The sequence below is a fragment of the Citrobacter sp. C348 genome (assembly GCF_047467975.1).
In the GTDB taxonomy this organism is placed as follows: Bacteria; Pseudomonadota; Gammaproteobacteria; order Enterobacterales; family Enterobacteriaceae; genus Citrobacter; species Citrobacter gillenii.
On record NZ_JASJUJ010000005.1, the window covers coordinates 114,614 to 138,319 of the forward strand.

The following is a 23,706-nucleotide window of genomic DNA, read 5'->3' on the forward strand; positions in this document are numbered from 1 at the left end:
AAAGGCGGAACAGGCCGGATGCCGCGCGTGGCTGACATCCGGCGCTGGGAATGCTTACTCTTCTGGCGCTTCTAACTCAGCAAATCCGCCATGGCCTTCCCAACCGGCTAATCGCTGATACACGGTCTCGACCGCCTCTTTGATTGGCTGTGTCATCGGGTAATAAAAGCCGACAATATCCGGTTGAATGCCGAGGAAAATCACCTCGCCAACATCCTCTTTGAGCTGATCAACCAAATAGTTCAACGGCATATTATGGGTGGTCATCATGAACATCTCGGCAATATCATCGGGATCGATAATGCGGATCTCGCCGGGATTGAGTCCCATGTCAGTGGCATCAACAATCAGCAGACGTTCCGGGCGCAGTTCGCGGATCGCGACGATGTCATTTTCTGGCGCACTTCCGCCGTCGATGACCACCCAGTTGCCTTTAGGCTCAGCCGCGCACATTTCTGCCAGCAGCGGACCCGCACCGTCGTCACCCATCATGCTGTTGCCGACACACAATAAAACGTCAGTCACGGTGTCTCCTCACCATCAGATAGATGGCGCTTTCCTGGTGAATGTCATGCAGCATGCTGAGCACCAGCTTGCTCCATTCCTGCTGCTGCGGCGTTTGCGCGGCGAGCGCGTCATCAAACGCGCGCGCCAGCATCTGCACATGGTTAAAATCGATGACGATTTCACCGTACTTCGGTACGCCTTCCATCTTACGGCGAGCTTCGCTTCCTTCGGCAAGCGTGGCAATCCACGCCAGATAGTCATCCCACGGGCAGGTTAACGCCGCTTCCAGGCAGTCGATTATGCCTAAGTGGTGACCAATCGCCAGGCTGTAATAGACAACCTGCTGCGCCTCGGCGGGCGTTGCATCGTTCTCATCAATAAACTTACGGCTCAGTTGACTGAACACCACCGTTTCACTCATCGGATACGCGCCTCTTCTACAACATGATTAAGATGCGTGACGATCTCGGTCAGACGCGGATCGTTTTCCGCTTCCAGCCAGCGCGCCACCTGTTGCTCACCCTGCCCCAACTGATTCATATAGTCATCGGCAATCTGACGACCATAGCGATAACCCGCCAGACGACGTGCTTCGCGATCGACCTTCACACGCAGCGGCTGAACCATATCCGGGTGCAAAATTTCCGCAGGCTGTGCGTCCAGTTCGCCTGGTGCACGTGCGTGAATTTTCTGCTCCAGCAGGCCAAGCGCCATCGCAAAGCCGTACAGCGTGGCGGCAGGCGTCGGTGGGCAACCAGGAATATACACATCCACGGGAACAATTTTGTCGGTGCCGCCCCATACGCAGTATAAGTCGTGGAAGATACCGCCGCTGTTGCCGCAGGCCCCATAGGAGATACAAATTTTCGGGTCCGGGGCAGACTGCCAGGCGCGCAGTGCCGGAGAACGCATCGCGCGGGTTACCGCACCGGTGAACAGCAGAATATCCGCATGGCGCGGCGACGGAACCACTTTGATGCCAAAACGTTCGGCGTCAAACAGCGGGGACAAGGTGGCGAAGATTTCGATTTCGCAACCGTTGCAGCCACCGCAGTCGACGCGGTAAACGTACGCTGAACGCTTGATGCTTTTCAGCAATGACGCTTTCATGCTGGCAATGGATTCATCCACGGTCATCGGGACCGGAATTCCGTTGGCATCACGTGGGCCTAATAAATTGCTCATCAGCTGGCCTCTTTCATATGGCGAGTCAGTTCTATACGGTCAGACGGCACCAGGCATTTCTGGCGCTTACAATCCGGGCAGGTCTCAAAGCCTTCACGGTGATTTTCCGCACGGGAATCACCGTTGTGCTTCAGTAACGCAATGGCGTAATCAATCTCTTTTTGCACCGCAAAAGGACGGTTACAGACGCGGCAATTACACAGAGCAAAACGAGACTGCTGCAGGAAATCTTCTTTCTTCCATACCGCCAGTTCATACTCCTGCGACAGCTTGATCGCCGCCGTCGGGCAGACTTCTTCACAGCGGCCACAGAAAATGCAGCGACCGAGGTTGAACTGCCACGCCAACTCATTGGTGACCAGATCTGTTTCTACTGTCAGCGCGTTAGATGGGCACGCATTGATACAGGCCGCACAGCCAATACACTGCTGCGGATTATGTTCCGGCTTACCGCGGAAGTTTTTATCAACCGCAATCGGCTCCAGCGGATAGGACGACGTTGGTGCCCCGGTTTTGATGACTTTTTTGATAAAAGTAAACATGGCGATTCCTTATTTCAGCGGCGAGTTTTTACGCTCGATGCTGTAGCGCTCAAGTTCTTTGTACGGCACGACTTTGCTTTTCTTTTTACGTACATCGACCACGGTCATACGGTCAGTACAGGAGTAGCAAGGATCGAGGCTACCGATAATCAGCGGGGCATCGGAGACGGTGTTACCGCGCAGCATGTAACGCAGCGTCGGCCAGTTGGCGTAGGTGGCCGCACGGCAGCGCCAGCGATACAGCTTCTGGTTGTCGCCGGTCATGCTCCAGTGGATGTCATCGCCACGCGGTGCTTCGGCAAAGCCCAGCGCGAAGCGGTGCGGAATATAGGTAAAGCCTTCCACCGCCAGCGGGCCGCCCGGCAGGTTATCGAGGCCAAAGTCGATCATGTTCAGCGCGGTATAGACTTCGTTGATACGCACTTTCAGACGGGAAATAACGTCGCAGCCCTGCTCGCTGTGCACTTCCATCGGCAGTAAACCGTAACCGACGAACGGGTGGTCCGCGCGGGTATCACGCGCGTGGCCGCTGGCACGCACCATTGGGCCGACGTTACTGAAGTCACGAGCAATTTCCGGGTCCAGACGGCCAATGCCGACGGTGCGCTGTTCCATGTTCGGCGTACTGAGCAGCATGTCGACCAGATCCTGTACATCACGACGCATCTGCTGCGCCAGCTGACGGGTCTGGATCATGTCCTCTTTCAGCAGGTCACGACGGATGCCGCCGATCAGGTTCATGCCGTAGGTTTTACGCGCCCCGGTGAGGATCTCCGCCATTTTCATCGACGTTTCACGCACGCGGAAGAACTGCATAAAGCCGGAGTCAAAGCCGGTGAAGTGGCACGCCAGGCCAAGGTTCAGCAGGTGCGAGTGCAGACGTTCCACTTCCAGCAGAATGGCGCGGATCATCTGCGCACGTTCCGGCACCACAATCCCCATCGCATTTTCCACGGAGGTGGTGTACGCCGTGCTGTGGGCAAAACCACAAATACCGCATACGCGATCCGACAGGAACGTCACTTCGTTATAACCCATACGGGTTTCCGCCAGTTTCTCCATGCCGCGGTGGACATAGAACAGACGGTAGTCGGCGTCGATGATGTTTTCGCCATCAACAAACAGGCGGAAGTGACCCGGTTCATCGGAGGTGACGTGCAGTGGGCCAATCGGCACCACGTTATTTTTCTTGTCACCCAGTTCGTTGATGAACTCGTAGGTTTCGGCATCGGTAGTCGGCGCCGGGCGCTGACGGTAATCCATGCTGTCTTTACGCAGCGGATAGAGTTCGTCCGGCCAGTCATCCGGCAGTACCAGACGGCGTTCGTCCGGTAACCCTACCGGGATCAAGCCGTACATGTCGCGTACTTCACGCTCGCCCCAAACAGCGGCCGGTACGCGCGGCGTCACGGACGGGAACTCCAGTTTATTGGCGTCGACTTCTACGCGAACGGTTATCCAGCACTTGGTGCCCTGTTCCATCGACATGACATAGTAGACGGCGTAATGGCCGCACAGCTGACGTTCGTCGTTACCAAACAGCACCGACAACCAGCCGCCCTGTTTGTAGTAGAGAAATTCAACTACTTCAGGCAGATAGTTGACCTTCACGGTGATAGTCAACTGATCTTTGGTCTGCCAGCCTTCATCCAGCACCACGCCCGGGAAGGCCTGGTGCAGAGCGGCGAGATAGTGTTGACCTACTTTTTCTTCAGACATGTTCAAACTCTCTTAAATCACGCCACCAGCAAGGAGACGAAGGCTAAAAACGCAAACCCAAAACCGGCCCAGGTCACGCGTGAAGTGGCGCAAAAACGCAGACGCGCCATGCTGTTTTCAAACAGGGCAATGACCAGCACGCCGAGGACCAGCTTAACGACAGCAATCACCAGCGCCAGCAGCAGCCCGCCCGCAGTGAAGGTTTCCATCTGCCCCCACGGCAGGAACACGCCGACAAACATTTGCAAAACGACCAGTTGCTTGAGGCTGATACCCCACTTGAGCACCGCAAAACCGCTGCCGCTGTATTCGGTCAGCGGACCTTCCTGCAGCTCCTGCTCGGCTTCCGCGAGGTCGAACGGCAGCTTGCCCATTTCGATAAAGGTGGCGAAGGCACAGGCACACAGCGCCAGAATCAACGGGATGCTACGCGCGGCAGGCCAGTGATAAATGGTATCGGCAATGTTGCTGATGTGGGTCGAACCAGCAACCTGCGCCGCCACCCACAAGCCCAGCAGCAGAATCGGCTCCACCAGTACGCCGAGCATCGCTTCACGGCTGGCGCCGATAGCGGTGAACGGGCTACCGGTATCCAGACCGGCGATAGAAAAGAAGAAGCGGGCAATGGCAAACAGGTAAATCAGCGTGATCAAATCACCCAGTTGCGGTAGCGGCGAGCCCACGGTCACCACCGGCAGTGCGGTAGCGATAGTCAGCATAACGCCCACCATCACAAACGGCGTCAGGCGGAAGACCCAGCTGGAATCCGCTGGCGCAATGCTCTGACGGCCCAGCAGTTTGATAATGTCGCGATATTCCTGCAACACGCCCGGACCGCGGCGGTTATGCAAACGCGCACGCGCCACGCGGGTAATACCGGACAACAGCGGCGCCGCGGCAAACAGCACCAGCGCCTGAATTAACGGATATAAAACACTCATTCTCAGGCTCCTCGTGAAACCACAATCACCACCAGCACCGCCAGCTCAATCAGCGCCAGGCGACGGAACAACACCGGTGCCGCCGCGTTCTGCCAGCCCGGAACCCAGGATACCGGGTTCAGCCATTTACGCAGTTTGAGTACCGGAGCAAAGGCTTCTTTAACCGGCATGGCAAAGCCGTGCGCAGTGATCACCATTGACTGCTCGTGATCGTAACCACACACCCACGCGGAACCGCGTGAACGTGACGGCAGGCGGTTGCCTTTGAAAATAGCCATGATGATGAACGGCAGCAGCGGACACGCGATCAGCAGCAGCGTGATCATCGGCTGAGATACGGTAGTATTCGCCGTTTCCAGCGGTAGCGGAACAGCGGCAGAAATCAGCGGCAGCAACCACGGGGCAGCAACGCCGCCAATCACGCAGCAGATAGCCAACGCAACCACGCTCACGCTCATCAGGATTGGCGCGCAGCAGGCGTTTTCCGCTTCCTTCGTGCGCGGTGCGCCTAGGAACGTCACACCGTAGACTTTCGCCATACACATCACCGCCAGCGCACCGGTAATTGCCAAACCGACAGCCAGCAACGGTCCTAACAGGCGACCGATGAACGCGCCGCTGTTACCCAGCTTGAAGAAGGATTGATAGATAACCCACTCACCGGCAAAGCCGTTCAGCGGCGGCAGCGCGGCCATCGCCATCAGGCCAACCAGCATCGCCAGAGAAATCACCGGCATACGTTTACCGATACCGCCCAGTTTCTCGATATCACGGTGACCGGTGCGGAACCAGATGCTGCCTGCGCCCAAAAACAGGACGCTTTTGAACAGGCTATGGTTGACCAGGTGATACAAACCGCCGGTCAGGCCAAGTGCGATCAGTGCCGGTTGGTTAAGGGAAATACCGGTCACGCCAGCACCCAGACCCAGCAGAATAATGCCGATGTTTTCCAGCGTGTGGTACGCCAGCAGACGCTGGATGTTGTGCTCCATCAGAGCATACAGGCCGCCGATAAACGCGGTGATCATCCCCAGCACCAGTAGCGTAACGCCCCACCACAGCGGTGCATTACCGCCCAGCAGCGACAGGGACAGAATACCCAGCAGCCCCACCTTCATTACCACGGTAGAGAACAGCGCCGCCGCCGGTGCACTGGCGTTGGCGTGTGCCTGTGGCACCCAACCGTGCAGTGGGATAATCCCGGCCAGCAGACCAAAGCCCGCCACACCCAACAGCCAGATGTCAGCACCGAGCGGCAGTTGCTGAGTGCGCAGGTCGAGCAAGCGCAGTTCCAGCGTACCGTAGCGCTGCCACACCAGATAGCAAGCGATCGCCAACAGCAGCGTACCGACACGACCCAGCGCAAACCACAGCTTGCCTTCTTTGCTGCACCCGGTCAGGAACACCGCACACAGCGCCATGATTTCCGCCATCACCACCAGCGTGCCGAGGTTGCTGGCAACCACGGCGCACACCGCCGCCGCCATCAGCAGATTAACCAGCAGTCCGTTGGCTTTTACCTGCGGGTGACGGTGCCAGTCGATGTTGTACAGGCTGACGAACAGGCCGCACAGACCCAGCGTAATCAGCCAGATAGCGTTCAGCGGCGACATTTGCAGGCTATGACCGATAAACGGCATCACGCCGCTAACCGCAACGGCGCGGGTCAGTACGAGGAACCCCGCAGCCGCCGTACAGAGGCTACCCACCGCACCGCCGACACCGGCGATCCAGCCGCTTAACGGCTTATGAAACGAAAACAGAAACGCCAGAACCGCCGCCGCCGTAAACCAGGCCACGCCGCTGTTAATCAGTGAAATTGCGCTCATTTTGCATCCCCACTCTGAGCCTGCTGAAACAAGGTGAGATCGCCGAAGTCGGTATTGAACGTCAGCTCACGCTTACGTTTGCTGGCGCGGGCGATGTCCATATTGCTCACCAGATGCAGGGCTTGCGTTGGGCACATACGCACGCAGGCCGGACCTTGTTCATCAAAGCTACACAAGTCGCATTTCACCGCAATGGCGCGAATACCCGGCACCCAGTCCAGCAGCGTGCTGACGCGAGCTGGCGCTGGCGGAGCAGGAGGCGCTTTTGACGTATTGGCGTTCGCCGGGATATGCAGCGGACGGCTGCCTGAAAACTCAATGGCCCCAAACGGACAGGCGATCCCGCACAGTTTGCAGCTCACGCACAGGCTTTCATTCAGCTGTACGGCGCCGTCGACACGGTTAATCGCATTGACCGGACAAACGGTGGCACAAGGCGCATCTTCACACTGGTGGCAAAGCTGCGGCGCAGATTCTTTTTCATTTAGCATCACTTTCAGGCGCGGCATTGACTGCAGGCCATGCTGGCGATGTGTCTCTGAGCAGGCGGCTTCACAGGTGTGGCAGCCGATACAAAGAGTGGAGTCAGCAATTACAAAACGATTCACCAGGCATTCCTCAGGTGATAGTCATTTTTGACGAAAACATGCCTATCAAATGTCATTTTCGACACTTATCGACATGCCCATTCCCTAAACTGTCGTGACGCAGCATACGCACCGCATCATGACTTACGTGGACACACCCGAGGCTTAAACCGGGCTATGACCCTCTACCAGTTGGCTTAAATTCACTGGCATATTGTTTTCAACCGCGGTGTACAGGCTGTCGTAGACGCTGGCGATTTTTTCGAGATAGTGCTCCAGCACCTGTTCCCGATCGCGGTTGCTGATACGGTCATCGACCTTGCCGTCGAGAGACAGTTGTGCCTGTGCAATCAACTGCTTATCTTCGCCATCTTTCGTTTCAACGTAGTACTCGATGGTATGGCTGTTAAAGCCGTCCGCCAGCGTGACGTAGATAACGAAGTGCTCAAACAAGACAAAGCACAGGTCCTTGTCCGGCGCGCAGCTCATCGCATGATGTAAACGCGCTTTCGACAGGGTGATCCCCTGTACCAGCGAGTTGCAATAAATACGCCACTGGTCCTGTAGGCGACGATGCCGTTCAGCGATGTAATCGGCTTTTTCGCTTATTTCCCAAATAGTCATGTCAGGTTACCCGTTTAGCAGAGACATTCAGCGTTAAGCACGTTTCATGCCAATATTTAATTGTTTATATTTCATATAGATAGAGAATTTACTAGTCGTGACGACATGTCATTTCGTCATCGTCGTCATTGTCACGGGTGAAAAAATTCAGTTTGGCATGTTTTTTGCTTTTATCCCGATAACAACAAGGGAGGCGATATGCACGAAATAACCCTCTGCCAACGGGCACTGGAATTGATTGAACAACAGGCTACGCAACACGGTGCAAAACGGGTTACTGCGGTCTGGCTCAAAATTGGCGCATTTTCTTGCGTAGAAACCAGCGCTCTCGCCTTTTGTTTTGATCTGGTATGCCGTGGCACCCTTGCAGAAGGTTGTAAACTCCACCTCGAAGAACAAGAAGCCGAATGTTGGTGTGAAACATGCCAGCAGTACGTCACCTTACTGACCCAGCGCGTGCGCCGTTGTCCGCAATGTCACAGCGACATGCTAAGAATCGTGGCCGATGACGGCCTGCAGATTCGACGAATTGAAATAGGCGATGCTGAAGATTAAAGCTGGTGACAAAGTAGGCCGGATAAGACGTTAGCGTCGCCATCCGGCAAAAAGCGAGTAACAAGCAATAGATCAGGAGTGAGCGATGTGTACGACATGTGGTTGCGCTGAAGGCAACCTTTATATAGAGGGTGATGAACATAACCCCCACTCGGCGTTTCGCAGCGCGCCATTTGCCCCGGCCGCTCGTCCGGCGCTGAATATTACCGGTGTGAAGACCGCCAGTTTCACCCCGAGCCAAACTGAAGAAGGCGATTTACACTACGGTCATGGTGAAGCCGGCACCCACGCGCCAGGCATGAGCCAGCGCCGTATGCTGGAAGTGGAAATTGACGTGCTGGACAAGAACAACCGTCTGGCCGAGCGTAACCGCGCCCGCTTCGCCGCCCGTCAGCATCTGGTGCTGAATCTGGTCTCCAGCCCCGGATCCGGTAAAACAACACTGTTAACCGAAACATTGATGAAGCTGAAAGACAGCGTGCCGTGTGCGGTGATCGAAGGCGACCAGCAGACGGTTAACGATGCCGCGCGTATTCGCGCCACCGGTACACCCGCCATCCAGGTGAACACCGGTAAAGGCTGCCATCTTGATGCACAAATGATTGCCGATGCCGCGCCACGACTGCCGCTGGCAGACAACGGTATTCTGTTCATTGAAAACGTCGGTAACCTGGTATGCCCGGCGAGCTTCGACCTCGGCGAACGTCATAAAGTGGCGGTGCTTTCCGTTACCGAAGGCGAAGACAAACCGCTGAAATACCCGCATATGTTTGCCGCCGCCTCGCTGATGCTACTCAACAAAGTCGACCTGCTGCCGTACCTCAATTTTGATGTTGAACAATGCATCGCCAGCGCCCGGGAAGTGAACCCGGAAATTGAGATCATCCTGATTTCCGCCACCAGCGGTGAAGGCATGGATCAATGGCTCTCCTGGCTGGAGACGCAGCGATGTGCATAGGTGTTCCGGGTCAAATCCGCACCATTGAGGGAAACCAGGCCAAGGTCGATGTTTGCGGTATTCAGCGCGACGTCGACCTGACGCTGGTCGGTAGTTGTGATGAGCACGGTCAACCACGTCTGGGGCAATGGGTCCTGGTGCACGTTGGTTTTGCCATGAGCATCATTAATGAGGCTGAAGCGCGCGACACGCTCGAGGCGCTGCAAAACATGTTTGACGTTGAGCCGGATGTCGGCGCGTTGCTGTACGGCGAGGAAAAATAAATGCGTTTCGTTGACGAATATCGCGCACCAGAACAGGTGATGCAGTTGATTGACCACCTGTGTGAACGTGCCGCTCACCTCCCCTACACCGCTGAACGTCCGCTGCGCATTATGGAAGTGTGCGGTGGCCATACCCACGCTATTTTCAAATTCGGTCTTGACCAACTGCTACCTGAAAACGTGGAGTTTATTCACGGCCCCGGCTGCCCGGTTTGCGTGCTGCCGATGGGCAGAATTGACAGCTGCGTAGAAATTGCCAGCCACCCGGAAGTGATTTTCTGCACCTTTGGCGACGCGATGCGCGTCCCGGGAAAACAGGGGTCGCTGCTGCAGGCCAAAGCGCGTGGCGCAGATATCCGTATCGTCTATTCGCCGATGGATGCCCTGAAGATGGCGCAGGAAAACCCGACCCGCAAAGTCGTGTTCTTTGGTCTGGGTTTTGAAACCACCATGCCGACGACCGCCATCACGCTCCAGCAGGCAAGACAGCGTGACGTGCAAAACTTCTACTTTTTCTGTCAGCACATTACGCTGATCCCAACACTGCGTAGCCTGCTGGAACAGCCAGATAACGGTATTGACGCCTTTTTAGCACCGGGTCACGTCAGCATGGTCATTGGCACCGATGCCTATAATTTCATCGCCTCCGATTTCCATCGCCCGCTGGTGGTCGCCGGTTTCGAACCGCTGGATCTGCTGCAGGGCGTGGTGATGCTGATTGAGCAGAAAATTGCCGACCACAGCCAGGTTGAGAACCAGTACCGTCGTGTGGTGCCGGATGCCGGTAACGCCCTGGCGCAGCAGGCTATCGCCGAGGTGTTCTGCGTCGATGGCGACAGCGAATGGCGCGGTCTGGGCGTTATCGAATCTTCCGGCGTTCATCTGACGCCTGACTACCAACGTTTTGATGCCGAAGCACATTTCAAACCGGCGCCGCAGCAGGTGTATGACGACCCGCGCGCGCGCTGCGGCGAGGTGCTGACCGGCAGATGTAAACCGCATCAGTGCCCGTTATTTGGTAAAACCTGTAATCCGGAGACCGCATTTGGCGCCCTGATGGTCTCCTCCGAAGGCGCGTGTGCCGCCTGGTATCAGTATCGTCAGCAGGAGTGTGAAGCATGAACAGCGTACAACTCGCCCACGGTAGCGGCGGTCAGGCTATGCAACAATTGATCAATAGCCTGTTTATGGAAGCATTTGCGAATCCGTGGCTGGCGGAACAAGAAGATCAGGCGCGTCTGGATCTGGCGCAACTGATGGCTGAAGGCGACCGTCTGGCATTTTCGACCGACAGCTACGTGATTGATCCGCTGTTCTTCCCTGGCGGCAATATCGGCAAGCTGGCTGTCTGCGGTACGGCTAACGACGTCGCCGTCAGTGGTGCGATCCCTCGCTACCTCTCCTGCGGGTTTATCCTCGAAGAAGGCCTGCCGATGGACACGCTGAAAACAGTGGTCAACAGCATGGCGGCCACCGCGCGCGAAGCGGGCATTGCCATCGTCACCGGCGACACCAAGGTGGTGCAGCGCGGCGCGGCGGACAAACTGTTTATCAACACCGCCGGAATGGGTGCGATCCCCGCTAATATCCACTGGGGTGCACAAACCCTGAGCCCAGGCGATGTGCTGCTGGTCAGCGGAACGCTCGGCGACCACGGCGCAACCATCCTTAACCTGCGCGAGCAGTTGGGGCTGGACGGTGAACTGGTCAGCGACTGCGCGGTGTTAACGCCGCTGATTCAGACGCTGCGTGACATCCCCGGCGTGAAAGCGCTGCGCGACGCCACTCGCGGCGGCGTGAATGCAGTCACCCACGAGTTTGCGGCGGCCTGCGGCTTCGGCATTGAATTGTCCGAATCATCCCTGCCGGTGAAGCCAGCGGTACGTGGCGTCTGCGAACTGCTCGGTCTGGATGCGCTCAACTTTGCCAACGAAGGCAAACTGGTTATCGCCGTGGAACGCCAGGCCGCAGAAAGCGTGCTTGCCGCGCTACGCGCGCATCCGTTGGGCCGCGATGCGGCGCTGATTGGTGAAGTGGTGGAACGTAAAGGCGTTCGTCTGGCCGGACTGTATGGCGTGAAGCGAACTCTTGATTTACCACACGCCGAACCACTCCCACGCATATGCTGATATATTGCCCGGTGGCGCTTCGCTTACCGGGCCTACGGATGGCGTACCCTGGCCATCCGACAATAATTTTCAACTTATACCTATAATTCATTTACCGTTTTTGCACCGTTGGTGCTTCCTGGAAAAGCAATATGTCGTATACACCGATGAGCGACCTCGGACAGCAAGGCTTGTTCGATATCACTCGTACATTATTACAGCAGCCCGATCTTCAGTCTCTCAGTGAGGCGCTTTCACAGTTGGTCAAGCGTTCGGCGCTGGCCGACAGTGCGGCTATTGTGTTATGGCAGGCGCAGACGCAGCGTGCGCGTTACTTCGCGACGCGTGAAAATGGTAAACCCATCGATTATGAAGACGAAACGGTGCTGGCACACGGTCCGGTGCGCCGCATTCTGTCTCGTCCCGATGCCCTGCACTGCAGCTACCATGAGTTTAGTGAAACCTGGCCGCAGCTGGCATCCGGCGGGTTGTACTCCCAATTTGGTCACTACTGTCTGCTGCCGCTGGCGGCCGATGGGCGCATCTTCGGCGGCTGTGAATTTATCCGCCACGAAGACAGCCCGTGGAGTGAAAAAGAGTACAACCGCCTGCAAACCTTTACCCAGATCGTCGGCGTCGTGGCCGAACAGATCCAGAACCGGGTCAGCAACAACGTCGACTACGATCTGCTATGTCGTGAGCGTGACAACTTTCGTATCCTGGTCGCCATCACCAATGCGGTGCTCTCCCGCCTGGACATTGATGAGCTGGTCAGCGAAGTCGCCAAAGAGATCCACCACTACTTCGATATCGACGCCATCAGCATCGTGCTGCGCAGCGATCGCAAAAATAAGCTGAGCATCTATTCCACCCACTATCTGGATGAGCATCATCCGGCGCACGAGCAGAGCGAAGTTGACGAAGCGGGCACGCTCTCTGAGCGGGTATTCAAAAGCAAAGAGATGCTGCTGATTAACCTGAGCGAACGTGATGCGCTGGCGCCTTACGAACGCATGCTGTTTGACACCTGGGGCAACCAGTTACAAACCCTGTGTCTGCTGCCGCTGATGTCCGGCAACACGATGCTTGGCGTCCTCAAGCTGGCCCAGTGCGAAGAAAAAGTCTTCACTACCGCCAATCTCAAGCTGCTGCGCCAGATTGCCGAGCGCGTGGCCATTGCTGTCGATAACGCCCTCGCCTACCAGGAGATCCACCGCCTGAAAGAACGGCTGGTCGATGAGAACCTGGCATTGACCGAGCAGCTCAATAACGTGGACAGTGAGTTTGGTGAAATCATTGGCCGCAGCGAAGCCATGTACAGCGTGCTCAAACAGGTCGAGATGGTGGCGCAAAGCGACAGCACCGTGCTGATTCTGGGCGAGACAGGAACGGGTAAAGAGCTGATTGCCAGGGCTATTCACAATCTGAGCGGACGTAATGCCCGTCGGATGGTGAAGATGAACTGTGCGGCGATGCCTGCCGGACTGCTGGAAAGCGACCTGTTTGGTCATGAGCGTGGCGCGTTTACCGGTGCCAGTACGCAGCGCATCGGGCGTTTCGAACTGGCCGATAAAAGCTCGCTGTTTCTCGACGAAGTTGGCGACATGCCGCTGGAGCTACAGCCTAAGCTGCTGCGCGTTCTGCAGGAGCAGGAATTTGAACGTCTGGGCAGCAACAAGCTGATCCAGACCGACGTGCGGTTGATCGCCGCCACCAACCGCGATCTGAAAAAAATGGTGGCCGATCGCGAGTTCCGCAACGATCTGTACTATCGCCTGAACGTCTTCCCGATCCACCTGCCACCGCTGCGCGAGCGCCCGGAAGATATCCCGCTGCTGGTGAAGGCCTTCACCTTTAAAATTGCTCGCCGGATGGGGCGCAATATCGACAGCATTCCGGCTGAAGCGCTGCGCACGCTAAGCGGCATGGAGTGGCCGGGAAACGTGCGTGAACTGGAAAACGTGGTGGAACGCGCGGTGCTGCTCACTCGAGGTAACGTACTGCAGCTGTCCCTGCCGGATATCATCACGCCGGCGCCGTGCACACCGCCGGTGGCGACCGAAGTTGCGCAGGAAGGCGAAGATGAATTCCAGTTGATTATGCGCGTGCTGAAAGAGACCAACGGCGTGGTCGCCGGTCCAAAAGGCGCAGCACAGCGGCTGGGACTCAAGCGCACAACGCTACTCTCGCGCATGAAGCGACTGGGTATTGATAAGGATGCGCTGGTTTAACGTTTGTGGCTGATGGCGCAAATGCGTGTGCCTTTGTAGGCCGGATAAGGCGCAGCCGCCATCCGGCACACAGCAACATTACTTCTTAGGCTTAAATTTCTCTGGCAATTCCGGCACCGGACGTTTGTCATCAATCAAATGACGCACGGTCAGGATCGGATGACGCCAGAGCATTCTCGGCCCAGCCCAGCGCATAATCTGCTTCATCTCTTCGCGTTTGGCTGGTTGGTAGCAGTGCACCGGACACTGTTTGCAGGCCGGTTTTTCCTCACCAAAAACACACTTATCCAGCCGCTTTTGCGCATAGGTAAACAGCGCATCGTAATGCCCCGGATCGTCTGAAGCCTGCGGACACTGGCTCTGATACAGCGAGATCATTTTCTGGATCGTCATTTTTTCGCGAGCAATACGTTTGCCGGACATGATGCCTCCACATTTAAGTTGCATGCATAATACACCTTAGTGATCCGCGGGACTATTACCAGAAGGTGATACATCCTTAGCACCCTACGCAAATAAGAATTATTTTCATTTATCATGCCTTGTGCTATATAACATAGCAAAGGCTATATTCGATGATAAATTAACCACTTTCTTGTGAGGGATACTATGCCGCGCCTGCCCCATCTGAAATCGTTTCTCCTTGCCTGCGTCCTGACGGCGCTGACGCTGTCGCCTGCATCGGCGCAAGAAAAATTTAAGGTGGTCACCACCTTTACGGTGATTGCCGATATGGCGAGCAACGTGGCAGGTGACGCAGCCGAGGTCAGCTCCATTACCAAGCCGGGGGCTGAAATTCACGAATATCAGCCCACGCCGGGCGACATTAAACGCGCGCAGGGCGCACAACTGATCCTCTCCAACGGTCTCAATCTGGAACTGTGGTTTGCCCGCTTCTACCAGCATTTATCCGGCGTGCCGGAGGTGATGGTCTCTGACGGCGTGAAGCCGATGGGCATCAGCGAAGGCCCCTATAACGGCAAGCCGAATCCCCATGCCTGGATGTCAGCTGAGAACGCGCTGATTTACGTCGATAACATCCGCGATGCGCTGATGAAGTACGATCCGGACAATGCCACCATCTACCAGAACAATGCAGAGCGCTATAAAACAAAAATTCGTCAGACGCTCGATCCCCTGCATGCGGCGCTGGCAAAAATCCCGGCCGATAAACGCTGGCTGGTCACCAGTGAAGGCGCATTCTCCTATCTGGCGCGCGATAACGATTTGAAAGAGCTGTATTTGTGGCCGATCAACGCCGATCAGCAAGGCACACCCAAACAGGTGCGCAAAGTGATCGATGCGATCAGAACTCATCAGATCCCGACGGTATTTAGCGAAAGCACGGTGTCCGACAAGCCTGCCCGTCAGGTGGCGCGTGAGTCCGGCGCACATTACGGCGGCGTGCTGTATGTCGATTCGCTGAGCGCTGCTGATGGCCCGGTACCGACCTATCTGGATTTACTGCGCGTGACGACAGAAACCATTGTCAGCGGGATTAACGCGGGTCTAGGGAGCCAGCCATGAGTCAATCTGCAATTTCCGTCAATCAGGTGACGGTGACGTATCGCAACGGTCACACCGCGCTGCGCGCTGCCACCTTTCAGGTACCAGGCGGCTCGATTGCCGCGCTGGTCGGGGTCAACGGCTCCGGGAAATCAACGCTGTTTAAAGCGCTGATGGGCTTTGTCCGCCTGGCGCAGGGCGAAATTTCCATTTTGCAGCAGCCAGTCAGCAAGGCGCTAAAACAGAATCTGATTTCCTACGTTCCGCAGTCGGAAGAGGTGGACTGGTCGTTTCCCGTGCTGGTGGAAGATGTGGTGATGATGGGCCGCTTCGGTCATATGGGCTGGCTGCGTCGGCCAACCGCGCGCGACCATCAATGCGTGGATGCGGCGCTGGCGCGGGTCGATATGCTGGAATACCGCCATCGGCAGATCGGCGAACTCTCCGGCGGGCAGAAAAAACGTGTTTTTCTGGCGCGCGCCATCGCCCAGGACGGACAGGTCATTTTGCTGGATGAACCGTTCACCGGCGTAGACGTGAAAACCGAGGCCCGCATTATCGACCTGCTGCGCGAACTGCGCGATGAGGGGCGCACGATGCTGGTCTCTACTCACAATCTGGGTTCGGTGACCGAGTTTTGTGATTACACAGTCATGATCAAAGGGACGGTGCTGGCGAGCGGCCCGACCGACTCCACCTTTACCCCCGAAAATCTCGAGCTGGCGTTCAGCGGCGTCCTGCGCCATGTGAAGCTGAGCGGCGGTGAGCAGCACGTAATCACCGATGATGAACGGCCATTTATTTCTCGACGTGCCCAGAACGAAGGGGAATCACCATGAACTGGCTGACAGAACCGTTTGGTTACCAGTACATGCTCAACGCCATGTGGGTCTCGGCGATGGTCGGCGGCCTGTGCGCGTTTCTCTCCTGTTATTTAATGCTCAAGGGCTGGTCATTAATAGGCGATGCGCTGTCGCACTCGATTGTGCCAGGCGTTGCCGGGGCCTATATGTTAGGACTTCCCTTCGCGCTTGGCGCGTTTCTTTCCGGCGGGCTGGCGGCGGGCAGTATGCTGTTTCTTAACCAGCGTTCGCGCCTGAAGGAAGATGCGATCATTGGGCTGATTTTTTCCTCGTTCTTCGGCATCGGGTTGTTTATGGTGTCGCTCAATCCGATGTCGGTGAACATTCAGACCATTATTCTCGGTAACGTGCTGGCGATTGCACCGGAAGATATTCTGCAACTGGCGATTATCGGCGTCATTTCACTGACCATTCTGCTGTTGAAGTGGAAAGATTTGATGGTGGTTTTTTTCGACGAAAACCATGCGCGTTCTATCGGTCTGAACCCGGGCCGCCTGAAGCTGTTATTTTTTACGCTGCTCTCAGTTTCCACCGTTGCGGCGCTGCAAACTGTCGGCGCATTTCTGGTGATTTGCCTGGTAGTGACGCCCGGTGCCACGGCCTGGCTGTTGACCGATCGCTTTCCCCGGCTGCTCACTATCGCCGTCGCTATCGGTAGCCTGACCAGCTTTTTCGGTGCCTGGCTGAGCTACTGGCTGGACGGCGCGACCGGCGGAATTATTGTTGTTCTGCAAACACTGCTGTTTCTGCTGGCGTTCGTCTTCGCCCCTAAACACGGTCTGTTAGCCAACCGTCGCCGCGCCCGCCAGGTGAATAAGGAGTCCTCATGTTCTTAACCGCCCTGCTGGAACCCTTTCAGTTCAGCTTTATGGTAAACGCACTGACCATCTCCGTTATCGTCGCCGTACCCTGCGCGCTGTTGTCGGTGTTTTTGGTGCTCAAAGGCTGGGCGCTGATGGGCGATGCCATGAGCCATGCGGTATTTCCGGGGATCGTATTGGCTTATATCGCGGGCATTCCGCTGGCCATTGGCGCGTTTATCGCCGGGCTGTTCTGCGCGGTGGCGACCGGCTATCTCGATGATAACAGCCGCATCAAACGCGACACGCTGATGGGGATCGTCTTCTCCGGCATGTTCGGCGCGGGACTGGTGCTGTACGTCTCAATCCAGTCTGAGATTCATCTGGACCATATTCTGTTCGGCGATATGCTCGGCGTTTCGCTGGGGGATATCGCGCAAACGGCGGTTATTGCGCTGGGGATTGCGCTTGTCATCGGATTAAAGTGGAAAGATCTGCTGCTGCACGCCTTCGACCCACACCAGGCAAAAGCCTGCGGGCTGAACACCACCCTGCTGCACTATGGTCTGCTGTGTATGATCGCGCTCACCATCGTCGCCACGCTAAAGTCGGTGGGTATTATTCTGTCAATCTCGCTGTTAATTGCGCCGGGCGCGATTGCGATTTTACTCACGCGCCAGTTTTCCCACGCCCTGCTACTGGCCGTCGTCATATCGATGATCACCTCATTTATGGGCGTCTACCTGTCATTTTTCATCGACAGCGCACCGGCCCCGACCATCGTCGTCTTATTCTCCCTGCTGTTTGTTACCGCCTTTATTTACTCCTCCCTGCGCGATCGTCGTTTAGAACGGCGACGCCAGCAATACGACCTCTAACGTGTGGGCAGTCAGATGCCCACTTTCGTTATTAGAATACGCAATGACAATTTTATCAGCGTATTGAGCAACTCACTCCCTCTGAAACCATGCCATATTTACCGACGTTATTTATCGCGACGATAGTAACTATCACATCAGATATAAATAAATACAAACAGGTAAATTTTTATGAGCAAGATGAGCATGTCCGAAATCTATTCTGAACCAGAAGCCTACGGATTACCTCGTAAAGGTATTACACTTAATAGCAAGACTGCTGCATTGGTGGTAGTTGATCCACAAGTTGATTTTCTAAGTCCGCAGGGAATTGGCTGGGAAGTATTTAAAGACAGCATCACCGAAAACAATACCGTAGAAAACCTGGAAGCGCTGTTTAAGTTGGCAAAAGAACAGCATCTTCCTGTATTTGTCTCTCCACATTATTATTTCCCACATGATCATAAATGGGTATCGACCGCACCAGGCGAAACATTTATGCACAGCACGGGAATGTTTGATCGTCAGGGACCGCTGAACGTGGATAATTTCGAAAATTCAGGTGCTGACTTTATGCCGCAGTTTAAACCCTATATTTATGACGGCGAAACGGTCATTACATCACCGCATAAAATTTTTGGACCAGAAACCAACGATCTGGTGCTGCAACTCAGAAAACGTGGCATCTCCCAGGTCATTCTGGCCGGTATGGCCGCCAATCTGTGTATTGAATCCCATTTGCGTGAATTGATTGAGCAAGGCTTTGAGGTTGTCGTAGTTAAAGACGCCACGGCAGGGCCACGAATTCCGGAAGGTGACGGTTATCTCGCCGCACTCACCAACTACCGTATTATTGCTAATGATTTATGGGACACTGAAAAGACGATTGAAACAGTAAAAGCCGCAGCTAAGTAACGACTACCGGCACCTTTCATATCATTATCTAATTGCTGTGCAGTTATCGCCAACAACTGCACAGAAAAATCAATAAAATGGAACCCTTCCATGAAGCTTAAGTTAAAGTTGATTGCGGCATGTATTTTACTTTCCATGTCCGTTTCAACCTCCACGGCGATTGCCGCCCCTAATTCGAACGAGACAACCTACTTAGTTAATCGTGGTAACCCACAGTTAAAAGTAAACGGTAAATATATCGATCAGATGATTGCCGAGGTGATGGCGAAAAATAATCTGCCCGGTTTATCCATGGCGATCGTTCAGGCACCTTATATTCCGCGCTCAGCTGGATATGGACTGGCAACACTCACCAATGATGAATTGGCTTCGACCAAAACTATGTGGGGTATCGGGCCAATCACTCAGGCTTTTACCGCCGTAGCGGTCATGCAGCTGGTAGAGCAAGGCAAATTGAATCTTAATAACCCAGTAAGCAAGTATGTACCCGGCTTACCGGAAAGCTGGCATAACATTACGATTCTGGAATTAATGCAACATTCTTCCGGGATCCCTGACTTCAGATCCTTCGGCTATAAACAAGCGCAGAAATATACACCTGCGCAGCTGGTTGATCTTGTCAAAAATAAACCGCTCGAATTTAAAAACGGTACTGATATCAACGCCAGTGCGACCGACTTTATTTTGTTAGGGATGGCTATCGAAAACGTCAGCGGGATGCGTTATGAAGACTTCGTTATCAAATACCAAATTGAACCATTAGGCCTGCAAAGCACACAGTTCGCGAAGGATATGCCAACGAAAGCCTATCTGGATCGCCCAACACCCGACAAGCAACACAACCAGCACGCTAAATTTAAAGCAGAAATCGCCTACATCAACCCGGTTGAACCCGCGACCGGTTATGTCGCTGCGGGTGAAAAACTGGAGCCAGTCAGCGCTATCGCCACCGATAACCTGTACGCGTACGGCGGCTTGTGGTCGTCAGCTGAAGACATCAGCAAATGGGATATCGGTCTTGCAGGCAGCACGCTAGTTAAAGATAAACAGCTGCGCGATATTATCTACAGCCCCGCAAAACTGAAAAACGGCAAAGTCGTGCCCGCTATGGCCGGCTGGGAATTTACCCGTCATCCTGGTTTCCTTGAAATCAAAGGAACGACCGCTGGTTTCAGCGCCTATCTGAGCCGCTTTACTGCCGGTGACGAACTGGTTTGTGTGACGATGCTGACCAACAAAGAAGGTGTCGACATGACCCAGGTGGCACGTGATATTGCCGAAGCCTATAAAACCGGTCTGAATTCTGGTTTAAATTCAGAGAAAATCAAAAATCAGGAGAGTAAATACTCTGTCGATGAGACTATTTCCCGACTGAAGGCCGTTCTGAATAGTGAAGGTGTTCCGTTATTCACCGAGATTGATCATGAGAAAAATGCCGAGGGCGTAGGCATGAACCTCAGACCAACGAAAGTCCTGGTATTTGGTAATCCTAAAGTCGGCACAAAACTGATGCAGGATAAACAGGGCATATCGCTTGATCTGCCGTTACGTGTTTCCGTCTGGCAGGATAAGATTGGTCGGGTTTGGGTCGGCTATGAAAACCTTGATGACGTGGCAAAAACTTACGACATCCAGGACCAAAAGACCATTGATAGTATTGATAATTTCATGACTAAACTGGTCAGTCGGTCTGTAGATGCTTATATCCAGTAACAGGGTATAGCATTCTCAACGCTTTCATGCTGCGAGGTCAGTACCTGCCCCGCAGCACATAAAACGTTAATTTATTCAGCCCCAGCTCAACAGCGGGCTGAATGCCTCGCGACCCACCAGCGCTCGCAACGCGGGCAGGCGACAGCTGTGAGCCAGTAGCGGAGGCAGCGCAAAAATGATGTCGCTGGAGAGCATGACATTCTCCAGTTGCCCCCATAAGTACCAGCCGGTATCGACGCCGCTTGGCGGAACAAAAAAATGCAAATGACTACCCTCATGCGGCTCATCGGCAATGCCCAGCCACTGGCTAAAGCGCGGGATAGTCGGTGAAACGTGCGTCACCCGCGAGCAGTTGCGTACCTGACTTGCGGGAATATAAAACGCCTGCGTTCCCATGCGGATACGCACAGCTGCCAGGTTAACGGGTTGCGTCATCACCACAGGTCTCCTGATAACGGTCAAATACCAGATTCAGATCCAGCAGGGTGAACCAGGTGTCGCCCACCTTTACCACCCCGACCGCAATGGGCTGTAGCGCCGGAGGCAGCGAATCACCGGGTAAATGAATCTGGCTTTCCACCACCTCAAGAACATCAACCAATCTGTCAATCAGGATGCCGCTTTGCATCCTCTCACCGCAGCCAATCAGGATAGTGCGTTTCCCCAAAGCGTTAGCCACGGGGTTGTCAATCAGGTCATTCAGCCTCATGACCGACTCCACGCGCCCGCGATAGTTAATCACGCCTTCAAGCATCGGCGGACAACAGGGTACCCACGAGATAGGACGTTCCGCGAGGATCTCTCTTATCTGCGCGCCGTAGAAAGCAAAGTTTTTATCCGCCAGCTGAAATAACACCAGCGTGCACTGCGGCTCATCGACGCTTTCACACTCGGGTTTCTCACCATGATTCAGCGCCAGGATCTGCTCCAGTTGTGGGCTCATGCCCTCTCCTTTTCTTCAGCGATACAGAAGGTGTTGCGGCCTTTTTGCTTGGCGGCATACAGCGCCTGATCGGAACGCTCACGCAGCGTTTCAATACGATCGCCAAACTGCCACTGCGCGATACCAGCGCTGAAGGTACTGTGAAAATAGGTATCATTAACGGAGAACGCGACCTGCTCGTAATCCTTGCGTAAACGTTCCACTACCAGGGCTGCCGTTTCGCTGGTGGTATTCGGCATGATGATGGCGAATTCTTCCCCGCCGTAGCGGCCCACAATGTCGGTGCTGCGTAAACGATGGGAAAACAGCTGCGAGATGCCGACAATCACCTGGTCTCCGACGACGTGGCCGTAGGTATCGTTAATATTTTTAAAATGATCCAGGTCCACCATCACCATGCAGAACGGTTTACCGCTGTAGTTAGATTCGGCGATCGCGCTTTTAAGAAAGTGGGTGGTCGTCGAGTGGTTGTATAACCCACTCAAACTGTCCTGCGACATCCGGGCGCGCAGGGTGCGCATTCTTTCCGCTCGGATCGACACGGCATGGATCAATCCCTGAGGATCGGCCTGTTTGAGGATAAAGTCCTCCGCACCAATACTCATGGCGCCAAACTGCGCCGTCTTATTAGTTTCACTGGAAAGATAGGCAATCGGCAGGCCAATGTGCTGCGGGATCTGGCGGATCAGTTTGGTCAGATCCACGCCGCTAAACTCAGGCATGTGGTAGTCCATCAGTACCAGATCAATCGGCTGTGCGTTCAGCACATGCAGCAAATACTGAGGTTTCTCCAGCACATGCACATCCATTCCCGCCATCCGCAGCATTTCCGCGTTGTATTCCGCGACCGCTGGCTCATCGTCAATCAACAGGATCTGATAGGGTTTCTTTAGCGACGGCTGGGTTAAGCGGTGAAGCTCCTGCACTAAATCGGTGATAGACGCCGGTTTAACAAAGTAGCCGTCGCAGCCCGATTTTATGGCGTTAATGCGCGCCGTAAAGTCGCTGTGACAGGAGAGAAACAGCACCGGGAAAGCGGTGCCAACTTTCTTTTTCAGATCCGACATGGTCAGCGGGCCGCCGTAGGCGTTGTCCGGAAAGCTGACATCCATGATCACCACGGAAGGCGGTTGTGCCAGTACGGCCTGGGTAAAGTCCTCGGTATTCGCAAAGACATGGCAGGTAAAACCAAAGCAGCGCAGTTGGGTGGCGAGCAGTTCAACCTGATCGAGGTCATCATCGCACAGGTAGATCGGTTTACTGGTACGGCGGACAAACGCCTCCTCTGGACGCTCCTCAGGGTGCGGTAATTTAAAGCCGGTGTCGCTGATACGATGCTCAAGACTGAGCTGTTCTTGCGTCAGGGTATACAGCCAACGGAGGATCCTCCGTAGCTCATCGCAATGTAATGTGCATTGCTCCGGCTCGGTGAGTAATCGCTCACCTTCCGCGGAGGCAGTAGCGAGCGGAGCAAAGCCAAAAGACCCGGCAGACCCGTGAATACTGTGCAGCAAAATATGCAGCTGTTTACGACAAACCTCGCTGGGTTCGGCGACCAGTTGCACCAATAGCCTGTCCGCTTGTGCCAGCATATCGGGAATGCGGCGTAAAAACCCCTGTCTCAGCCGTGAGATTTTTTCCTGAGCGGCAGCCATAGCAAGGTGCTTATTTTCTTGTTTCATCGTGAGGTTTTTGACTTATTCAGTAGCAGGCTGCAGCAGCGCATTGACCGCGGCGCCGAGGTTTTCCGCCAGATTTTCATCTTTTTTCACCCAGCGATCATACGGCACATCGCTGGCCGTCACTTCATTGGCGCTCAGCAAAATAAACGGTTTAGACCAGCCCTGGGCACGCAGCAGCGCCAGCAGATCCAGCCCGCTGATCTCTGGCATATGCAGGTCGCTAATCACCAGATCGAGTGTTTTATCCGAATCCAGGCACGCTAAGGCAGAGATGGCGCTTTCCACAATCACCACCTCGTAGCCATCCATTTCCAGGAAGACGGATGCCAGTTCAGCGGCAAAAAGATCATCATCAACTAATAAAATTCGCATCGTCTC

26 protein-coding genes are annotated in these 23,706 nt (G+C 54.9%); 12 read left to right on the top strand and 14 right to left on the bottom strand.

The annotated features are described in order from the left end of the window. Nucleotides 1-54 precede the first annotated feature (54 nt). The 9 genes from hycI to hycA form a co-directional block, all read right to left on the bottom strand. Complete coding sequence (gene hycI, locus QNN86_RS11710; protein ID WP_117343181.1) at nucleotides 55-525, bottom strand: hydrogenase maturation peptidase HycI; 471 nt, start codon at nucleotides 523-525, stop codon at nucleotides 55-57. Further along, complete coding sequence (locus tag QNN86_RS11715) at nucleotides 518-928, bottom strand: formate hydrogenlyase maturation HycH family protein (protein ID WP_115257626.1); 411 nt, start codon at nucleotides 926-928, stop codon at nucleotides 518-520. The genes hycI and QNN86_RS11715 overlap by 8 nt, the downstream gene beginning before the upstream one ends. After that, nucleotides 925-1,692, bottom strand: a complete 768-nt coding sequence (hycG, locus tag QNN86_RS11720; RefSeq protein WP_115257625.1) for a formate hydrogenlyase subunit HycG — start codon at nucleotides 1,690-1,692, stop codon at nucleotides 925-927. The genes QNN86_RS11715 and hycG overlap by 4 nt, the downstream gene beginning before the upstream one ends. Next, nucleotides 1,692-2,234, bottom strand: coding sequence for a formate hydrogenlyase subunit HycF (gene hycF / locus QNN86_RS11725; protein ID WP_115257624.1), 543 nt, complete (start codon nucleotides 2,232-2,234; stop codon nucleotides 1,692-1,694). Before hycF ends, hycG begins: the two co-directional genes overlap by 1 nt. A 9-nt stretch (nucleotides 2,235-2,243) precedes the next feature. Next, complete coding sequence (hycE, locus tag QNN86_RS11730; protein WP_096755965.1) at nucleotides 2,244-3,953, bottom strand: formate hydrogenlyase subunit HycE; 1,710 nt, start codon at nucleotides 3,951-3,953, stop codon at nucleotides 2,244-2,246. Nucleotides 3,954-3,970: 17 nt separating this feature from the next. Continuing rightward, entirely contained in the window at nucleotides 3,971-4,894 is a 924-nt protein-coding gene (locus QNN86_RS11735) for a respiratory chain complex I subunit 1 family protein (protein WP_096755964.1), read from the bottom strand. Between the two features lie 2 nt (nucleotides 4,895-4,896). Then, entirely contained in the window at nucleotides 4,897-6,723 is a 1,827-nt protein-coding gene (hycC, locus tag QNN86_RS11740; protein ID WP_117343180.1) for a formate hydrogenlyase subunit 3, read from the bottom strand. Then, nucleotides 6,720-7,331 (bottom strand): formate hydrogenlyase subunit HycB, encoded by a 612-nt coding sequence (hycB, locus tag QNN86_RS11745; RefSeq protein ID WP_096755962.1) that lies wholly within the window; start codon nucleotides 7,329-7,331, stop codon nucleotides 6,720-6,722. The genes hycC and hycB overlap by 4 nt, the downstream gene beginning before the upstream one ends. 144 nt (nucleotides 7,332-7,475) lie before the next feature. Next, nucleotides 7,476-7,934, bottom strand: a complete 459-nt coding sequence (gene hycA, locus QNN86_RS11750) for a formate hydrogenlyase regulator HycA (protein WP_096755961.1) — start codon at nucleotides 7,932-7,934, stop codon at nucleotides 7,476-7,478. A gap of 198 nt (nucleotides 7,935-8,132) precedes the next feature. Here hycA and hypA point away from each other — a divergent pair, with 198 nt between their 5' ends. The 6 genes from hypA to flhA all read left to right on the top strand — a co-directional run bounded on the left by hypA (nucleotide 8,133) and on the right by flhA (nucleotide 14,049). Further along, nucleotides 8,133-8,489, top strand: a complete 357-nt coding sequence (gene hypA / locus QNN86_RS11755; protein WP_096755960.1) for a hydrogenase maturation nickel metallochaperone HypA — start codon at nucleotides 8,133-8,135, stop codon at nucleotides 8,487-8,489. Nucleotides 8,490-8,574: 85 nt separating this feature from the next. Beyond that, complete coding sequence (gene hypB / locus QNN86_RS11760) at nucleotides 8,575-9,447, top strand: hydrogenase nickel incorporation protein HypB (protein WP_096755959.1); 873 nt, start codon at nucleotides 8,575-8,577, stop codon at nucleotides 9,445-9,447. Beyond that, complete coding sequence (gene hypC / locus QNN86_RS11765) at nucleotides 9,438-9,710, top strand: hydrogenase 3 maturation protein HypC (protein WP_096755958.1); 273 nt, start codon at nucleotides 9,438-9,440, stop codon at nucleotides 9,708-9,710. Before hypB ends, hypC begins: the two co-directional genes overlap by 10 nt. Continuing rightward, nucleotides 9,711-10,832 carry a hydrogenase formation protein HypD gene (gene hypD, locus QNN86_RS11770; protein WP_096755957.1) on the top strand — a complete coding sequence of 374 codons (1,122 nt, stop codon included), beginning with the start codon at nucleotides 9,711-9,713 and terminating at the stop codon, nucleotides 10,830-10,832. It abuts the gene before it with no gap. Continuing rightward, nucleotides 10,829-11,839 (top strand): hydrogenase expression/formation protein HypE, encoded by a 1,011-nt coding sequence (gene hypE, locus QNN86_RS11775; protein ID WP_096755956.1) that lies wholly within the window; start codon nucleotides 10,829-10,831, stop codon nucleotides 11,837-11,839. The genes hypD and hypE overlap by 4 nt, the downstream gene beginning before the upstream one ends. Before the next feature lie 131 nt (nucleotides 11,840-11,970). Then, complete coding sequence (flhA, locus tag QNN86_RS11780) at nucleotides 11,971-14,049, top strand: formate hydrogenlyase transcriptional activator FlhA (protein WP_117343178.1); 2,079 nt, start codon at nucleotides 11,971-11,973, stop codon at nucleotides 14,047-14,049. 78 nt (nucleotides 14,050-14,127) lie between these two features. Here flhA and QNN86_RS11785 read toward each other — a convergent pair whose 3' ends face one another. Further along, nucleotides 14,128-14,472: a nitrous oxide-stimulated promoter family protein gene (locus QNN86_RS11785; RefSeq protein WP_414211201.1), complete on the bottom strand. Its 345-nt coding sequence runs from the start codon at nucleotides 14,470-14,472 to the stop codon at nucleotides 14,128-14,130. Nucleotides 14,473-14,658: 186 nt separating this feature from the next. Here QNN86_RS11785 and sitA point away from each other — a divergent pair, with 186 nt between their 5' ends. The 6 genes from sitA to QNN86_RS11815 all read left to right on the top strand — a co-directional run bounded on the left by sitA (nucleotide 14,659) and on the right by QNN86_RS11815 (nucleotide 20,703). Next, nucleotides 14,659-15,576 (top strand): iron/manganese ABC transporter substrate-binding protein SitA, encoded by a 918-nt coding sequence (gene sitA, locus QNN86_RS11790; RefSeq protein ID WP_115257618.1) that lies wholly within the window; start codon nucleotides 14,659-14,661, stop codon nucleotides 15,574-15,576. Next, nucleotides 15,573-16,394 carry an iron/manganese ABC transporter ATP-binding protein SitB gene (gene sitB / locus QNN86_RS11795; RefSeq protein WP_414211142.1) on the top strand — a complete coding sequence of 274 codons (822 nt, stop codon included), beginning with the start codon at nucleotides 15,573-15,575 and terminating at the stop codon, nucleotides 16,392-16,394. Before sitA ends, sitB begins: the two co-directional genes overlap by 4 nt. Beyond that, complete coding sequence (gene sitC / locus QNN86_RS11800; protein WP_048213040.1) at nucleotides 16,391-17,254, top strand: iron/manganese ABC transporter permease subunit SitC; 864 nt, start codon at nucleotides 16,391-16,393, stop codon at nucleotides 17,252-17,254. The genes sitB and sitC overlap by 4 nt, the downstream gene beginning before the upstream one ends. Beyond that, complete coding sequence (gene sitD / locus QNN86_RS11805) at nucleotides 17,245-18,096, top strand: iron/manganese ABC transporter permease subunit SitD (protein WP_414211143.1); 852 nt, start codon at nucleotides 17,245-17,247, stop codon at nucleotides 18,094-18,096. Before sitC ends, sitD begins: the two co-directional genes overlap by 10 nt. A 171-nt stretch (nucleotides 18,097-18,267) precedes the next feature. After that, the gene (locus QNN86_RS11810; RefSeq protein ID WP_117343175.1) at nucleotides 18,268-18,990 is read left to right on the top strand and encodes a cysteine hydrolase; all 723 of its coding nucleotides are present in this window, start codon (nucleotides 18,268-18,270) and stop codon (nucleotides 18,988-18,990) included. 90 nt (nucleotides 18,991-19,080) lie between these two features. Further along, a complete protein-coding gene (locus QNN86_RS11815) occupies nucleotides 19,081-20,703 on the top strand; it encodes a serine hydrolase (RefSeq protein WP_414211144.1) in 1,623 nt (540 codons plus the stop codon). 75 nt (nucleotides 20,704-20,778) lie between these two features. On the opposite strand, the gene QNN86_RS11820 is transcribed toward QNN86_RS11815, so the two are convergent. Genes QNN86_RS11820 through QNN86_RS11835 form a run of 4 tightly spaced genes read right to left on the bottom strand, consistent with a single transcriptional unit; the run spans nucleotide 20,779 to nucleotide 23,700 of the window. After that, on the bottom strand, nucleotides 20,779-21,138 hold the full coding sequence (locus tag QNN86_RS11820; protein ID WP_182270824.1) for a hypothetical protein: 360 nt from the start codon (nucleotides 21,136-21,138) through the stop codon (nucleotides 20,779-20,781). Further along, a complete protein-coding gene (locus QNN86_RS11825; RefSeq protein ID WP_182269272.1) occupies nucleotides 21,122-21,646 on the bottom strand; it encodes a chemotaxis protein CheW in 525 nt (174 codons plus the stop codon). Before QNN86_RS11825 ends, QNN86_RS11820 begins: the two co-directional genes overlap by 17 nt. Continuing rightward, nucleotides 21,643-23,328, bottom strand: a complete 1,686-nt coding sequence (locus QNN86_RS11830) for a diguanylate cyclase (protein ID WP_414211146.1) — start codon at nucleotides 23,326-23,328, stop codon at nucleotides 21,643-21,645. The genes QNN86_RS11825 and QNN86_RS11830 overlap by 4 nt, the downstream gene beginning before the upstream one ends. A gap of 15 nt (nucleotides 23,329-23,343) precedes the next feature. Beyond that, nucleotides 23,344-23,700 carry a response regulator gene (locus tag QNN86_RS11835; RefSeq protein WP_135911512.1) on the bottom strand — a complete coding sequence of 119 codons (357 nt, stop codon included), beginning with the start codon at nucleotides 23,698-23,700 and terminating at the stop codon, nucleotides 23,344-23,346. Nucleotides 23,701-23,706 lie beyond the last annotated feature (6 nt).